This window comes from Dysgonomonas termitidis (genome assembly GCF_042654545.1).
Taxonomy (GTDB): domain Bacteria; phylum Bacteroidota; class Bacteroidia; order Bacteroidales; family Dysgonomonadaceae; genus Dysgonomonas; species Dysgonomonas termitidis.
The window spans coordinates 125005-143242 of record NZ_JBHSGN010000156.1; the positions used below are offsets into that span (position 1 = coordinate 125005).

Genomic DNA, 18238 nt, shown 5'->3' on the forward strand with positions numbered 1-18238 from the left:
ATTGTTAAAACTGTACAAAGTCTAACCTTTAAATCATAACAAATGTATGATAAAAAAACGTTCTTTTAGCATAAAAGATGCTAATATTAGAAAAATATTGCGGATTATGAGACTGATTATATGTTTCCTGCTACTGGGAATAAATCTGTCATATGCCGTGGAAAGTTATTCTCAGACAACAAGAATCTCCGTTAATTTAAAGAATACACCCTTAAAAGAAATTTTCTCAGAAATAGAAAAAAACAGTGAATATGTTTTTTTCTATTATGATGAATCTGTGGATTTGAACAAAAGTATGACCATAGATATGAAAGGTCAGACTATCGACAAAGTGCTTAAAGAGCTTTTTAAATCCACTGATTATATTTATACTGTATCCGACAGGCAGGTATTTGTGTCCAGAAAGCCGGCGCCTGCTACTCCCCGGCAAAATCAGAATAAAACTACTGTCAGGGGAAATGTAACGGATATGAAAGGGGAACCTTTGATTGGGGTTTCTATCATTGTTAAGAATAATCCAAGTACAGGCACTGTTACAGATACCGACGGGAATTATTCGATAAACGTACCTGATAAATATACTGTGTTACAGTACAAATACATCGGCTTTCTACCTAAAGAAGAAACCGTAGGTGAGCGTAAAATAATAAATGTAATAATGCAGGAAGATGTCGGGCAGCTTGACGAAGTCGTAGTTGTCGGCTACAGTACACAGAAAAAAGAATCTGTCGTAGGTTCCATCTCTACTATCGAACCCGGAAAGCTTGCAGCCGGAACTACACGCTCGATGAGTAATAACCTTGCAGGACAATTGGCCGGTGTTATTGGCGTGCAACGATCGGGAGAGCCCGGTTATGACAATTCCAACTTCTGGATACGTGGTATCAGTACATTCCAGGGCAATCGCACTCCATTAGTGCTTATTGATGGTATTGAACGTTCATTGAATAATATCGACCCCGAAGAGATCGAATCTTTTTCTGTATTGAAAGATGCGTCTGCCAGTGCTGTATATGGGGTGAGAGGCGCAAATGGAGTGATACTTATCAATACAAAACGGGGGCGTGTGGGTAAACCGACCCTTTCCTTTAAAGTGGAGCAGGCAATCACACAACCGACTAAGATACCTGAATTTGTCGGTGCAGCCGATTACCTCGAAGTAATGAACAGTATACGCCACGAGAGTGGTAAAGAACCGATGTATAGCCAACAGCATATCGATAATATAAGGAATGGGGTAGACCCCGATTTATATCCGAGTGTGGACTGGATGGATGCAATACTTAAAGATTTCGGTACCAATACCAGGGCTTCTATTGATATTAACGGAGGATCGGAGGTATTACGCTATTCTTTTGTAGGAGCCTTTTACCACGAAGGCGGAATTCTTGAAAGAGATAAAAATCAGGGATGGAATTCTTCTCTCAGGCTGAACAGGTACAATATGCGCTCTAATGTAGATATAAATCTGACCCCTACCACTTTGGTAAGGTTCAATGTCGGAGGCTATATGCAGGAACGCACATCTCCGCCGCAGAGTATTGATAATCTTTTTGCAATGGCATACCAGACACCCCCATATCAGCATCCCACACGTTATTCTACAGGCGAGATTCCGCAAGTTCCGCAACGTGTAAATCCGTGGGCATTACTCACTCAAACCGGTTATGAACGTGTGGTACAGAGTAAACTTGAATCTTTATTTGTAGTGGAACAGGATTTGAAAATGTTTCTTCCCGGATTGAAGGTAAAAGGAACATTCTCTTTCGACAATTATTCCGATAATAATGTAAGAAGAGGGAAAAGTCCCGATTATTATAATCCGGCTACAGGGAGGGACCCAGAAACAGGCCGATTACAACTTATAGTTTCTTCATACGGGCAGGAATTCCTGGATCATTCTGTAGGAGCTAATTTTGGAAATAAAAACACTTATCTGGAAGGTACACTTACGTATGACAATACATTCGGAGATCATACTGTAAATGCCCTTTTCATGTATAATCAACGAAATTACGATGACGGGGGCAAGCTTCCGTTCCGTTTTCAGGGAATAGCGGGTCGCATGTCATATACGATGAAGGGACGATATATAGGCGAGTTTAATTTCGGTTATAATGGTTCCGAGAACTTTGCAAAAGGCAAGCGCTATGGATTTTTTCCTTCGGTAGCAGCCGGATGGATCTTATCGGAAGAGCCTTTTATGCAAGGAATAAGAAATACCTTGTCTAAGGTAAAATTCAGAGGATCGTGGGGGCTTGTAGGAAATGACCGTTTCAAGATAGGTGATACAGAATACCGCTTTCCGTATATTTCTACCATAAACAATACAGATGGCTATGTATGGGGATATAACAGGGATGAATTCGGAAGAGCAGGACGCTGGGAAGGAAATATCGCGAATACAGGTTTGAAATGGGAAACTGTGGCAAAGACAAACTTAGGAGTAGAACTGGGCCTGTTCAACGCAATCGAACTGCAAGTGGATTACTTTATGGAAAAACGAAGGGATATTTTTATGCGCCGTACCACGATGCCTGCTTCTGCAGGATTTGTTGACATGCCTTTTGCCAATTTCGGAAAAGTAGACAATAAAGGTGTAGATATGGTGCTGGATGTCAACAAACAAATTAATAAGGATTGGTTTGTGTCGGCAAGGGGTACATTTACATATGCAAAGAATAAGATTATAGAACAGGATGAATCATTAGGTATAATAGGTACAAACCGTTCGTCTACAGGGCTCCCGGTAGGTCAGATATTCGGGCTGGTGGCCGAGAGACTGTTCACTGACGAGGATTTTGCCGATGTGGAAAATGGCATTCTTAAAGATGATATACCGACGCCAACCTTTACTTCGTCCGTTCGTCCGGGAGATATCAAATATGTTGATGTTAACGGTGATAACAGAATTGATGCTCTGGACAGGACAAATCTCGGAGGAACGGTCGATCCTCAGATTGTCTACGGATTTGGAGCCAACCTCAGATATAAGAATATCGATTTCGGCTTTTTCTTCCAGGGAAACGGTCATACTTACCGTATGATAGGACGTGAAGCATATTTTATTCCCGGATCTGGTCTCGGTGGAGTAGGTAACTTCTTTACAAATGCCGGAGACAGGTGGACTATCGAAAATCCAAGACAGGATGTTTTCTATCCGAGATTGTATGAGGGGCTGAACGAAAACAACTATCAGGAGTCTACATGGTGGATGAAGAATATGAAAATGCTGCGCCTGAAAAATATCGAACTCGGCTATAATTTCCCTGTAACAATGGTTCGGAAATTCGGGTCTTCGGGTGCAAGGATATTCTGCCGGGGAACTAATATACTGACTATATCCGACTTCAAGTTATGGGACCCTGAAATCGACTCTGACAGGGGAAGTAAATACCCGCTGGTAAAATCATATTCTATCGGTCTAAATATCAGTTTCTGAAACATCAAAATCGAAAATTATGAAAAAAACAATATATAGATTTTTTTATCTTTCGCTTATCCTCCTCTTAACAGGAGGTATGAGCTCCTGCTCAGACTTTTTGGATAAAGAGCCTGACGACCAGTTGACACTGGAAATGATATTCAAAGACAAGACCAGAACCGAAGACTGGCTGGCCGGTGTATATTCCAATATCCCGGATACATACTGGACATACGCCAGAGGAATGGACCCTCTGGGAGACGATCTGGCTCCATCTACAGGCTGGCTCCAGTTTGGATGGAATATTATCGGGAAGCAACAGGGAAACTGGAATCCTACTTCGGATTGGGTACCGAATTACTTCAATCAGCTTCCGAAAAGGATACGTGCCGCTTATATTTTTATTGATAATGTAAGGGCCAACGAAGCTCAGCTGGTTACTGAACAGGAAGTACAATATATGAAGGCTGAAGCGCGCTTTCTTATAGCATATTATTATTATCTGTTGTTGAACTATTATGGAGCTATACCTTTGCAACTAGGCCTGGTGGATGTAAATGCACCTGCTTCGGAACTGATGATACCTCAGAAACCATTTGATGAAGTCGTTGACTGGATAGATCAGGAACTGGTTGCCGTGTCGAAGATTCTGCCTCCATACTATAATGAATCCAAAAAGTACGGAAGAGCCACTTCTGTTGCGTGCCTGGCAGTAAGAGCGCGGATGCTGTTATTTGCGGCAAGTCCTTTAGTTAACGGAAATCCCGACTATGCCAATTATACAAACAGTGAAGGCACTCCTGTATTTAACTCTACCCCTGATGCGTCTAAATGGGCGAAAGCGGTAAAAGCAAACATGGATCTGATAGAACTGGCTGAGAAAAACGGACATGCTCTGTATTACGAATATCTGAATAATGGTGATATCGATCCATTCCTATCATATCAGAATATGCTGTTCCGTAGATTTAACGAAGGTAACAAAGAGATCTTATTTGCCAGAAATCCGGCGGAAACATGGGAATATGACAGGCATGCACAGCCCCGTGGAACCGGTGGTAATGGTGGTATGGGTGTAACTCAGTCTTTGGTCGATGCTTTCTTTATGAAAAATGGTTTACCGGCTATAACAGGATATAATGCGAACGGCTCTCCGATCATAAACACAGCATCGGGTTATACGGAAACAGGCTTTTCAACGGCAGAAGAAAAGCGGGATACAAAATGGATAGAAGTAAAAGGAAATCGTGATTCGGATTCCAATCCTGTTACATTAGCCGATACATATAATATGTATTGTAACCGTGAGCCACGGTTCTATATATCGGTGCTTTATAATGAATGCTGGTTCAGACGTGAGAACAGGACTACCCGTTTTTATAGTGGAGCATGGGATGGCGGACCTACGCATGATGCACCTCAGAACGGATACCTTGTAAGAAAGAAAGTACATCCTGACCACGACCCGCGAAATAATGTAAACCCGTACCGTCCGGGTATTTTATTCAGACTGGGAGAATTTTATCTTAATTATGCGGAAGCACTGAATGAATCGGAACCGGCTAAAACAACGGAAATCTTATTTTACCTGAATAAGATAAGAGAAAGGGCAGGTATACCAATCTACGGCTCAGGTGAAGGACAAATTGCAGTGCCAAGCGGACAGGATGCAATGCGGGAAGCTATTCGCCGCGAGCGCCGGGTGGAACTCAATTGCGAAAATGGAACCAGATGGGACGATATCAGGAGATGGAAACTAGGGGAGAAGTTACTAAATGGTGATTTCTGGGGAATGAATTTTTCCGGTACGGACAAAAGCGACGATAAGAACAACGATAAAGCTTTCTTTGTGAGAAAAGTCTATCAGAAGCGTGTGTTTACCAAGAAAAATTATTGGGTTCCGATACCACAAGACCAGATAGACAAGAATCCGAATCTGCGTCAATTACCGTTTTGGGATACATCAGAATAATTCTAACCCGTGAAAATGATATAACTATGCAAAAGCAATTATTATATATATCGATATTATTTTTAGCTGCATTTTATTTTGCAGCTTGTAGTGATGATGATAAGGAGAATAATGGGGATGCTTTATCTCTGAAAGCATCGAGTGAGTCTATTGTCTTGGACGAAGCCAAGGGCAATGATGTGGTAGTTTTCTTTACATGGAATAAGGGAAAAGATCCGGGGCAGGAGAATACATTAGTGTATTTTTTCAGGCTTGATATTTGGGGCGCAGATTTCAAAACATCTACCGACCCGATAGAATTTGCTCCTGATGCAGAGTTCAAGGTTGAATATACCAATAAGGAACTGAACGATCTGATTCTGAATAAATGGGGGCAAATACCGGGTTCTGACGTGAAAATACAGGCTAGGGTAGTTGCAAAGGTAATCGGACCTAAGTTTATATATCCCGAAATTTCCATAATGACTCTCGAAGTAAAAAGTTATGTACCGACACCTGAAACCTTGTATCTTACAGGAGATGCCACTCCCGCGGGAACAGATCTCTCGAAGGCTATTAAAATGACAGAGGCGGAAGCCGGTAATGTTTATCAATGGCAGGGTGTCCTGAAGCCGGGGTATTTTAAATTCATATCCATATTGGGAGAGTCTTTGCCTTCACTGAATAAAGGTGCAGGCGATAACACACTGATCAATAGAGCTCTAGAAAGCGAACCCGACAATATGTTTGGAATCAGTACCGAGAGCATCTATAATATAGAGGTGAGAAAGGATAATATGACGCTGAAATGCGAAATGAATGTACCCTATCCGAACCTGTATCTTGTAGGTAATGCGGGTACCGGATGGGGAATCCCGCAAGACCTCCATAAGTTTACAATGAAAGCAGATAACCATAATTTGTTTGAATTGGATATCAATCTTAATCCTGGTGAATTTAAGATACTTAGTGCCGAAAATTATGATAATTACACACTAAGGCCGATGATAGCAGGCGCCCCTGTTACCGATGACAGGATGCAGGCTAATAAAGGAGGAGAGGACCTGAAATGGGTAATAAAGGATGGTGAAGGCGGACATTATAGAATAACACTGGATATATATAAGATGAAGATAAAGTTCGAACAACAATAACTAATCCATCTTTCTGACCATAGCTTGCAGATATGCAGACGGGCCGTATTATAATAATACGGCCTGTTCTTTTATATCCGGGTCGAGAGGTGGATCAGAAGATTCACGGAATCATTAAGAATGAGGTATTAGAATTTTATACAAAAAATAATAAAGTATGCAAATGGGTCAAATTACATAACAAATTTCCTATAAAATCAAATGTAAAATCTAAATGAAGCAATATTACAATTTATTGAAGAACTGGCATATATTAATAGTAGATTTAAAGCCTACCTTTTTTGCTTAATGTGAATAGACCCGGATGCTCTTGAACGTGTGGGGATACCAGTACGTTGATCCAATTGTTTGAGTAAAATATTTATTATTAATTCTTTTTTGGGGGATATAATAACCGATAGCATTAATATACAGTGTTTCAGCAGTTCTTAAAACTTTTATTCAAACATTATAAAGAGGAGCGGTCAATAAAATATTATGCATCGAAGTTATATTTTACCCCCAAACATTTGGCACGTATTGTAAAAGAAGCCAGCGACCGGGCGGCATCCGAATGGATTGATGAAATGGTTATTATGACAACAAAAGCATTACTTAAAAGTTCGAACCGGACAGTAGCCCAGATCCCAGATGAGCTAAATTTTGCAAATTCCTCTTTTTTTCGGTACTTATTTCAAAAAAAACAGGTATGACACCTCTGCAATATCGGGATAATTAAAGGAATATCTAAATCTTCTATGTGTATGTATTATCTTTTTAAGGCAAGATACTCAAAACACTATTTTCTTATAAAAGTTAATAAAATATAATTTAAATAGTGATAATACAATACCGTAACATATGTGACATTTTCTTTATTTTATTTTTACATTAGACTGTTTTATAACTATATAAAGTAATCATAAATCATTAGTTTCTTATTAAAAAACCCTAATTTTTAGGTATTGTTACTCACTCATGCATCGAATACCTTTGCAAAACATTAAATTATATTAATCAATAAACATATGAAAAATATTAAAGTTGTACTGCTTGCTCTATGCAGTATATTATTTTTGAATTCTTGCAGTAGTGATGATGATAATGATAATAATCCGGTAATACCGACCGAAAGTATAAAGTTGGAAGGAAAATGGATTATTAAAGAAATAAACTTCAAGTCGAATGTTAAAGCATGGAAAAACGAAACATTCACTGATGTAATGGATGTTTTCGGCTGGGCTCCTTATATGTTCGAAAGTGCTTCGGGTGTTGAGTTTACGAACGAGGATTACACAGACTCTCAGACACAGAAATCGGGAAAAGTATTTAAGTTAATAACCGGCAGCTCATATGGAGGCTCAGGAAAGGTATATTGGATATGGAATCAGAGTGAAGACGGAAAAGCGTTTGAAGTCGTTCAGTTTAACAGCCAGATGCCTCCCTATGACTTTTCAATGTCCAAAACTTCTTCTTTAGAAGAAACTACTCTCGATGGTAAACGTGTGCTTATTTTCACAACAACATTGATAAGTATCGATCAGGATAGAATGGACGAATCTTCAAACCCGATGACTCGTCCTAAAGTGGCAGCAACAGCAACATTCACGCTAGTGGAGACCAGCGGGGAAATAGATACGGAAGTATCTCCCAATCTGAAATTGAACGGTGCAGCGTTTAAACTGCCGGAACAAATTTATCCTACTGTGGTAACAAAAGCAAATCTGGCAGGCACTGCATGGATGCTGAAAATAGGATCGAAAATATATGATCCGGGATTTGCTACCCAGAATCCGGTATTGGAATTTGCTAAACTTATCACTCTCTATTTCGAAGATGAGAGTGTACTTAAATTCAGATATTCATTTCCAATGGGTATTGTGAGTACAAAGGAAACGACCTGGCAATATGATAATGCAACATACATTGTAAGTTATGCCAAAGGAGAAGGAGCAATGGAAAGCTCTGTGATGAAATTTGTATGGAAAGCTTCATATCAGATAACTGACGATGTGAAATCACTCATACTGGAATTACAAGAAGTGATAAATAATGCCGGGCAGGAAGCTGAAACCAAACTAGATCTAAGTACAGTAAGCGCTGATATTCTGAAAAGAGAATTTACTTCTGTATCTGCTGACGATGTAAGCGATAATAGTACTACTGTAAAAAAGGACAATTATACGATTTTCACTAAATAATGTAGATAGTATCTAAATCAGAGTAGGGAAGGAGTAAACGGAGAAACTCCTTCTTTTACTTTATTTATTTAAACGAGATGAAATATATACTAATCTGTATATTAATAATATCGCTTTGCCCATACCAATCTTATTCTCAAAATAAAAAGTATAGTATTTCCGGGTGTGTATACGTTGACAATACAGTTCGGGAAAATATAGAGATAATAATTGAAGAATTGGATACTCGGGCTTTTACTGATGTTAAGGGTAGATATACAATCAACAATTTACCGTCAGGTACCTATGTTCTGTACGCGCTACATCAGGATGGATATGTTGAAATAAAGTCTGTCGACCTCAAAGCATCTACTGATACATTGGATTTCCATATAAAAACTTCAGCCATAGAGCTCAAAGAAGTAACTATAAGTGCCAGCAGAAAGATTGATGAACTCAGATTGAATCCCATCAAGGCAGAAGTGATCGATGTAACTCACTTTCACGAAAAGGCTACAAATATTCAAAATTTGCTGAATGTAAGCCCGGGCGTGCGTTTGCGTAATACGGGGGCATTAGGAGCAAGTAATGAGGTTATAATAAACGGATTTAGCGGCAGATCTATCAAACTGATGCGGGACGGTATTCCCTTGGATTATCTCGGTTCAAGTTTCGGTATAACCAAAATTCCGGTCAATTCTGTCGAACGTATGGAGGTTTATAAAGGTGTATTACCGACAGAAATAGGGATAGATGCTTTAGGGGGAGCTATAAATCTGGTAAGCCGTAAGTTATACGATTCAGAGATTCAAGTATCATTCGAAAGAGGGTCTTTCAATACGAACATAGCGACTATTAACGGATTCCGGCGGTTGAATAGAAATATATCAGTAGGTTTGTATGCCTTCGGAAATTATTCCGATAACGATTACAAGGTAAAAAATCTGCCTTATTATGAAGAAGAAACAGGACGTAATACATACATAGAAGCCCGTTTATTCCACAATAAATTTAAGCAATATTTTGTAGAAGGGTATGTAAACTTCGACAATCTGTCGTGGGCAGACCTTTTGCAGTTCAGAGTAACCAGCTTTGCCCTGCATCAGGATATGCAAAACGATTTTACCACCCGTGACAGGGCTTTTGGTGCGGTCTATCGTACCGAAAAAGCTATTGCCATACCTTCTGTTACTTACCGGAAATCTTTTATGGACAACAAGTTGAATACTACTCAGTTTCTTGTTTATAGTAAGATCGACAACCTGTTTGTAGATACACTTAAGAATACATATTACGACTGGAAAGGAGAGGCGCATTCTTCCACTTCGGCTTCGGAAATAGGGAGTGTTTATACATCTGCTCCGGGGAAAAACGGGCTTGAGTCCGATTATCAGAATATGATATATCGTGGATTATTGTCTTACCATATCACCCCGTCCCATATACTTACCGCTAATGTAGTTGATAACTATTTCATCAACAAGAAAGATGATGAGGTCAATCCTTTAGAAAAAAAACGCATTACGTATAATCGTCTGATTGTAGGGGTAGGGTATAATGCCGGATTGTTTGACAACAAGTTGAATACGATTGTACAAATGAAGTCCCTGTTCTATCAGACTAAAGGCAAAGAATCGGTATACAGTTCGTCCGAATTGGTAAATGAAGACAGATCCATCTCTAAACAAGGGCTTAGTTTCTCTCTGGCAGTAAAGTATAATATACTGAATAACCTCCTGATACGCGCGTCATATGAAAACACCTACCGGTTACCCGACCAGATGGAAATCTTCGGGGATAATACTTTTATCATTTCCAATCTCGATTTATCACCTGAGAAAAGTAATAATTTCAATTTAGGACTAAAGCTGCATAAGCCGGCAAAATACAATTTTGAAATAAATACTTATTTCAGGAATACAACAGACCTGATAAAACTCAAGGAAATCAACCAATATCAGGGTTTGTTCCTCAATCTGGAGAAAGTAAAAGGGTATGGGATTGAACTCGACGGATATTATACCTTTTTCGATAAGTTCAGACTGACGGGGAATCTTACTTATAACGAGTTCAGATACAATGGCTCGCTCGACGAAAATGCAAATAATGTGCATTTTAAAGATGCCCGTATCAGCAATATGCCTTTCTATTATGGGAATCTGGGTGTAGAATATACTTTCAATAATGTATTGGGTAAGAATAATATACTTCGTACCTACTGGAATTATTCATATGTACATCAATATTATCTGGATTATATAGAGAAACAGTACGAACCTGATGGTTTCTTAGGCCTTTTTGGGAAATCGAAAATTTCCACAGACCGTGTTATCCCTCAACAACAGCTTCACACAGCAGGAACTTCTTTCGATATGAAGACATATAAGGAAAGCAGGTTGACATTGGGATTGGAAGTACGTAATATTTTTGATAAAGACATCTATAATAATTTCAAAATGCAGAATCCCGGACGTAGTTTCTGGGCTAAAGCGGTTTATCTCTTCAAATAGATTCGATTATGAAGACTTTAAAATATTTCTGTTTTATAATTCTCAGCTCTCTTTTTATACAATCGTGCGAAGTTGAGAATCTTGAAAATGACAATACACCCCGTCTGGACTTCACCTCTAATAATTATGTGCTGGCTGTAGAGGAGGCGTCCAACTCGGATATAACACGATTTTTCACATTTGAAATGAATCAGGTGAAGAATAATACTGAGCCATACGAATTATTGTCGGAAGAATCTTTGTTTACAAATTCAGATCCGTCTACCTCAGCCGGACATCAATCTATCGGAAAATATTTCTTTGCTATGGCAAAGGATAAAAAGGGAATGTCGTCCACCCCCGGTATATATCGCTTAAGCCTCAATATGAGTAATCGGGTATTTATAAACGAGAGTCTCAATCTGAGAAAAAATAACTTGTTCCCGTCCCGTAAACTATGTATTGTTGACCGTAACCTCGGGTTTTATTATAACGAAGGCTTGTCCCCGCAGAGCATATACATGTTCAATCCGTACACAATGAATACTACCGGGTCAATCGATCTGAAGGACGCGATAATGAACTTCCGTCCCGATGCTAAATGGCTCGACGAAAGCGGTAATAATATGGTGCGTACGGGTTCATTGGTATTAGACGAAAAAGAAGGAAAGTTATATGTAAGCGTAGTATTTCTGGAAACAGTGGGTTTTAATATTATAGCCGACAATGAAACGAATTTCTATCTGGCCATAATAGATATAGAGACAAAACAGGTGGAGAAAATCATCAATTATCCCAATACCCGTACAGTCGGTTTCTTTGTTTCGGAAAACAATCCTACAACTAAGACCGAGTCGGGTGATATGTATCTCTGTTCGTGGGGATGGAACCAATTTGGTACGCCTACCGAATCTAAAATATTCAGAATAGAAAGAGGAGAAACGGATTTTGACAAGACGTGGGAATTTAACGTAGATAAATATTTTGGAAAGGGACGTATTGCTCAGTCTATTATCAGCTATAACAATAGAATATACCTGCATATATCCACTATCAAATATACATTTTCGGATAGTGATTCGGAAGGGAGTAAGATAGAGATGGAATATTATGAACTAAATCCCCAGGATATGTCTATCCGCAAGTTAGACATTCCGGCATCTAACCCGTCTGCACGGATGAACGTATTCAGTATTGCAGATGATAAACTCTATATATGTGTACCCAACAGCAGTACGGACAAGATCAACGGGATATATTCAATAAACAGAGATGGCACAATAGCTAAAGAAATACTTCTGCAAAACAAGTATAGACCAGTCAGGCTATATAAACTGACTAACTAAAAGCCGTCTTATTGACGGAAGATGCTATAAGAAAAATCACTAAAACCAGTAATAACGAATTATTTCAATGAAATCGAAAAAGAAATACATAATAATTGCCTTATCTGCCCTGTTAGTTATTATATCGGGTTGGATTATCTGGCAGAGAACGGCCTCTCCGACGAGAATAGCTCTTCTCAATTTCCAGCCTTTTCAGGTATCGAATATTTCCTTATCCAATGAGGACAAATTTATAAAGTATAAAATTGTCTCCGTAGACGATCTGGGCAAACTGACTAATTATGATTTTGTCTTAGGTTTTGGAATGGGACTGAAAGTCTCTGAAGAACAAAGAAATCAAATACAATTGGCAGCGGACAAAGGAACACCGGTCTATATGTTTGCTGTTACTAATCCGGAAAATAATATCTGCAATCTGGATAGTACAGACCTCAAACAGATATCCGGATATCTCGAGAATGCAAATAAGCCTAATTACCAGAATATGGCACGCTACATCCGTCAGAATATAGACAAAAAGACCTTTTTTGTCACAGGGGCGCAGCCTGTAATAGAAAGTGTATCCGATGCGTTCTTCCATCTCGATGAAAATATTGCTTTCACAGACGTAAAGGAATATGAATCTTATTTAAAGAAACAAGGTTTTTATAGGGAAGGCTCAGGTAAAGTTGCTATTGTTGCAGGGATACACGATCCTTTCAGTGGAAATAAAGAACATCTGGACAGCCTGATTGTATCCTTGCAAAACTCAGGGCTGAATGTGTATCCTATATCTTCGATGACAAAACGCATCGAATTTCTGGAGCAGATAAACCCGTCAGCTGTTGTTTATTTCCCGCACGGGCGCCTTTTGATGGGACAGGCAGACGCAGCAATTGATTGGTTGAAAGCACATAATATCCCTATATTTACACCGCTCACCATTCTCCAGTTGAAAGAAAACTGGATGAAAGACCCGATGGGGATGTTCGGCGGATTTATGGGGCAAAGTCTGGTTATGCCGGAACTGGACGGCTCAATTTATCCATACTCATTAGTCGCTCAGGAAAAGAACAATGATGGTTTATATGTGTTCAGGACAATACCTGACAGGCTTAAAAGTTTTACGACCATAGTGAATAACCTGATTACACTCAAACACAAAAAGAATGCAGATAAGAAGGTTGCCATATATTATTTTAAAGGAGCAGGACAGGAAACATTAGCTGCCCAGGGGCTGGAAACAGTTCTGTCTCTCTATAATCTATTGAAACGGTTGAAGTCCGAGGGATATAAAGTCGACAATCTTCCTGCAACCGAAAAAGAATTTGAAAAACTCTTGATGACACAAGGCTCTGTTTTGAGCACTTATGCAGAAGGTGCTTTCGATGATTATCTTAAAAACGGCAATCCGGAGCTGATAAAAAAACAAGACTATGAAGCATGGATACATCGATCTTTATCGCCGGAACTGTATAAAGAGGTAACGGATACCTACGGAGAAGCTCCCGGTGCATATATGAGCATGATAAAAAACGATGGAGCGTATCTTGCTGTAGCCCGCATTCAGTTAGGAAATATTGTTTTACTTCCTCAACCAATGGCCGCTTTAGGCGATGATAGCTTTGCCATCGTACATGGGACAAAATCACCTCCGCCACATACCTATATTGGTTCGTATCTATGGACACAATATGGATTTAAAGCAGATGCCTTAATTCACTTTGGAACGCATGGCAGCCTTGAGTTCACACCTCAGAAGCAAGTGGCCTTGAGTAGTAACGACTGGCCCGACCGTTTGATAGGCACTCTCCCTCATTTCTATTACTATACCATAGGGAATATAGGTGAAAGCATGATGGCTAAACGCCGATCTTATGCAACAACGGTCTCTTACCTTACTCCGGCTTTCATGGAAAGCGATACACGCTCGCAATTCAAAGTATTGGAAAACAAAATACGCGAATATTATAAAACAGAGGAGCCTAAACAACCTCAGGCATCCCTTCAGGTAAAAAAGATTGCTGTAGACATGGGAATTCACCGGGACTTGCGTTTAGATAGTATTCTCACAAAACCCTATACTACTGAGGACATAGAGCGTATAGAGAATTATGCGGAAGAAATAGCCAATGAAAAAATGAACGGGCAACTCTATACTTCGGGTATACCGTACACTGCCGAAAAAATAAAATCTACGGTATTGGCGATGAGCGCCGACCCGATAGCTTACAGCCTGGCTGCTTTGGACCGGCAACGGGGAAAGGTATCCGAAAAACAATTGAAAAACAAATCATTTTTCACGCGGTCTTACCTCGATCCTGCAAAAAGTTTGGTGAATCAGGTATTGAATGGAAAAGTTGTGAGTAATGAACTGATCTGTGGTATAGCAAATATAAATCAATCTGATCTGGAGAAATCAAAAGAGATTCTGTCTCCACCCAAACGGGGCATGGCAGCTGCAATGGCTGCGATGAACAGTGATAGTCCGGGATCTCAGTCAAAAGCACCATCTTCGGGAGGCCATCCTTCGTGGATACCAAAAGTTGGGAAACGCCCGGATAGCTCCAAAAGGGAAGAAGGGACTAAGCCTACTAAGGTTGATCCGGCGGCGATGGGAAAACCATCCGCAAAAGGTGGAAAATCTGAAATGTCGAAAGCCCCTGAATATACAAAGGCTCAAAAAGAAGAGGCACGGGCAATCGTTGAAATAGAACGTACTATAAATAATATAGTATATTATAAACAGGCATTGGAAGATAGTCCGGAACAAGAGTTCAAATCTATATTAAATGCTTTAGCTGGTGGTTATATCGCTCCATCTTCGGGAGGAGACGCTGTTGCAAACCCTATGGCGGTACCGACAGGTCACAATCTGTATTCGATAAATGCTGAATCCACACCGTCCGAATTAGCTTGGGACAGGGGTGTGTCTTTAGTAAATACGACACTGGAGCAATATAAAAAACAGCATGGAGAATACCCCCGTAAGGTTAGTTATACATTCTGGAGCAGTGAATTTATAGAAAGTGAAGGAACAACAATAGCTCAGGTATTATATATGCTGGGTGTTGAGCCGGTACGTGATACATACGGCAGGGTTTCCGACCTGCGCCTTATTCCGGTTGAGACACTGGGGCGTCCACGTATAGATGTTGTGGTTCAGACATCCGGACAATTCCGGGATTTGGCGGCATCACGTTTGATACTGATATCGAAAGCTGTGGAAATGGCAGCAACGGCAAAAGATGAAAAATATGAAAACCTTGTACATCAAAGTACGGTTGAGATAGAACGTCAGTTGGTTGAGCAAGGAATATCACCTAAAGATGCCCGTGCAATGTCTACTCAACGGATATTCGGAGGAATAAACGGAATGTACGGAACAGGTATTCAGGAAATGATAACCGGCAGCGACAAATGGGAATCGGAAAAAGAAATAGCCGATACATATATCAATAATATGGGAGCAGCATATGGAAGCGATAAGAATTGGGGAGAGTTTCAGACAGGGCTTCTACGTACAGTACTTCATAACACGGATGTGGTTGTGCAGCCACGGCAGAATAATACATGGGGAGCTTTAAGCCTGGATCATGTATATGAATTTATGGGCGGTATGAATCTGGCTATACGGAATGTTACGGGTAAAGATCCCGATGCATATTTTGCTGATTACCGAAACCGTAATAATGCTAAGATGCAGGATCTGAAAGAGGCCATCGGAGTGGAATCCCGCACTACAGTTTTAAATCCGGCGTATGTGAAAGAAGTAATGAAAGGTGGTGCGGCAAGTGCGTCTCAGATTACAGAAGTAGTAACAAATACTTTTGGCTGGAATGTTGCTAAACCCGATGTTATTGATAACGAACTGTGGGATCAGTTATATGATATGTACGTAAAAGATTCTCAAAATCTGGGAACTAAAGATTTCTTCAAACAGACAAATCCCGAGGCTTTGCAAGAGATCACAGCCATTATGATGGAGACTGCCCGCAAAGGAATGTGGAAGGCTACAGATGCTCAATTGGCGGATATTGCGAGCTTGCATACCGGCCTGGTTAAAGAATTTGGTTCTTCGGGCGCAGGTTTTGCCGGAGGGAATGCCAAGTTGCAGGATTTCATTTCGAAAAAAGTATCGACAGAAGAAGCAAAAGTGTATAATCGGCAGATACAACAAATGAAGACTGCTGCACCTTCATCCGACATCGCACAAAATGGCATGGTATTGAAAAAAGACCAAGTAGGAACGACTATACCGGAAGAGTCAAAAACCTCCCTGAACGGGCTTATTATTGCAGGAGTAGTACTTGTCGTATTTTTTATCCTGTTATTTATACTAAAGAAGAAACGGAAAAGTAATGATTAATCTTAATCGGGTAGGGAGATATATTTCCCTGCCTGATTTGACAATAATTATATGGAGCTTATTATTCAGATATTAATGCTGTTTATTATTATCAACTGCATACTGAAACTCAGTTTCTGGAAGTGGTGGCAGGCTGCTATATTCAGCATTGTTTGTGCAGTTTTCCTCCTTTGGGCGGAACAATATGCTATCTTACAGTCAAAGACTCAGATAAATGATTATTTGATGAACCGCGAGGCCTTACAGGATGCTGCTGTACTGGTTACTATCGAATCTGTAATCTGCTTTGCTTTTTGCTTCGCGGCACTCCGGAATTTATTCGGGAGAAGGATAAAACGATGGTTATTGCCTCTGTACTGGTATCCCAGCCTACTTCTGTTCCCGGTGCTTTTTTATATACTCACTCAGAGTATTTTTAGCCTTTCAGGAACAGATTTTGATACAGTCTCTTATATAATGGCAGGAACGGTATTAGTTATTCTTCCTATGGCTGCTTACGGAATAAGATATATGTTCCCGGAAAAAGAATTAAGACTGGAGGTGCATTTTCTGGTAAGCCTTTTTGTGGCAATTCTGGGACTATTGACGACAGTCAACGGGAATGTCACCTATGCGGTAGCTGAAGAGCCTGTTAACTTCAAAGCATTGGGGTTATCACTGGCCCTTTTTGCCATTGCTTTCCTTATCGGATATGTATGGAACAAAATCCGGTGGCGAATTATGCAAAGAAAACAAATGAAAAAATAATTTATATAAACAGAATCAACCAATGGAAATTATTTCTAAAGTACTCTTCTGGGTCGCAAATAGTTTATTAATACCGGATATCATTATTTTACTCTGTCTATTTGCCAGAGGATTATTACTGGTCGGGAGCTTTTACAATCAATATATGACCAAACGAAAAAACGATAAGGTGCTCAATGATCAGATAAAAAGATTAAACCTTTCATCTGTAGATGAACTTAAATCTTTATTGCCTCAAAATGATAATTCTTTATTCATTAAATATCTGAGAGATCTGCTAACGACTCCTGCCAGTGATGCATATTCCGACTATTTAATCTCTAATTTTGAAAATGAGGCGGAAAAAGATGCATCACTATCAAAACTTTTAGCAAAAATGGGACCTGTGCTTGGACTTATCGGAACCCTTATTGCTATGAGTCCGGCTTTGGTAGGGCTATCTACAGGAGATATCGCAGGAATGGCTTATAATATGCAGGTTGTATTTGCTACAACAGTAGTCGGGCTGGTAGTATCTGCCATCGGATTGGTAACATTGCAGTTCAAACAACGCTGGTACGCCAAAGATGTGAATAACCTGGATTATGTATCACGTGTATTAACTCAAAAAGAAGGATAAT

At 39.8% G+C, this 18238-nt stretch carries 10 protein-coding genes; all 10 read left to right on the top strand.

The window, feature by feature from the left end; translation table 11 throughout:
* Positions 1–46 precede the first annotated feature (46 nt).
* The 10 genes from ACFO6W_RS24055 to ACFO6W_RS24100 all read left to right on the top strand — a co-directional run bounded on the left by ACFO6W_RS24055 (position 47) and on the right by ACFO6W_RS24100 (position 18237).
* Complete coding sequence (locus ACFO6W_RS24055; RefSeq protein WP_380001313.1) at positions 47–3442, top strand: TonB-dependent receptor; 3396 nt, start codon at positions 47–49, stop codon at positions 3440–3442.
* Positions 3443–3461: 19 nt separating this feature from the next.
* Positions 3462–5396, top strand: coding sequence for a RagB/SusD family nutrient uptake outer membrane protein (locus ACFO6W_RS24060; protein WP_380001315.1), 1935 nt, complete (start codon positions 3462–3464; stop codon positions 5394–5396).
* Between the two features lie 26 nt (positions 5397–5422).
* On the top strand, positions 5423–6529 hold the full coding sequence (locus ACFO6W_RS24065; RefSeq protein ID WP_380001317.1) for a SusE domain-containing protein: 1107 nt from the start codon (positions 5423–5425) through the stop codon (positions 6527–6529).
* 413 nt (positions 6530–6942) lie between these two features.
* Positions 6943–7221: a helix-turn-helix domain-containing protein gene (locus ACFO6W_RS24070; protein WP_380001319.1), complete on the top strand. Its 279-nt coding sequence runs from the start codon at positions 6943–6945 to the stop codon at positions 7219–7221.
* A gap of 315 nt (positions 7222–7536) precedes the next feature.
* Positions 7537–8709, top strand: a complete 1173-nt coding sequence (locus ACFO6W_RS24075) for a hypothetical protein (RefSeq protein ID WP_380001321.1) — start codon at positions 7537–7539, stop codon at positions 8707–8709.
* 77 nt (positions 8710–8786) lie between these two features.
* Positions 8787–11198 (top strand): TonB-dependent receptor, encoded by a 2412-nt coding sequence (locus ACFO6W_RS24080; RefSeq protein WP_380001323.1) that lies wholly within the window; start codon positions 8787–8789, stop codon positions 11196–11198.
* Between the two features lie 8 nt (positions 11199–11206).
* Positions 11207–12523, top strand: a complete 1317-nt coding sequence (locus ACFO6W_RS24085; protein ID WP_380001325.1) for a hypothetical protein — start codon at positions 11207–11209, stop codon at positions 12521–12523.
* A gap of 67 nt (positions 12524–12590) precedes the next feature.
* Positions 12591–16871, top strand: coding sequence for a cobaltochelatase subunit CobN (locus ACFO6W_RS24090; RefSeq protein WP_380001327.1), 4281 nt, complete (start codon positions 12591–12593; stop codon positions 16869–16871).
* A gap of 51 nt (positions 16872–16922) precedes the next feature.
* Complete coding sequence (locus ACFO6W_RS24095) at positions 16923–17618, top strand: hypothetical protein (RefSeq protein ID WP_380001329.1); 696 nt, start codon at positions 16923–16925, stop codon at positions 17616–17618.
* A gap of 22 nt (positions 17619–17640) precedes the next feature.
* On the top strand, positions 17641–18237 hold the full coding sequence (locus tag ACFO6W_RS24100; protein ID WP_380001331.1) for a MotA/TolQ/ExbB proton channel family protein: 597 nt from the start codon (positions 17641–17643) through the stop codon (positions 18235–18237).
* Position 18238: the final 1 nt, after the last annotated feature.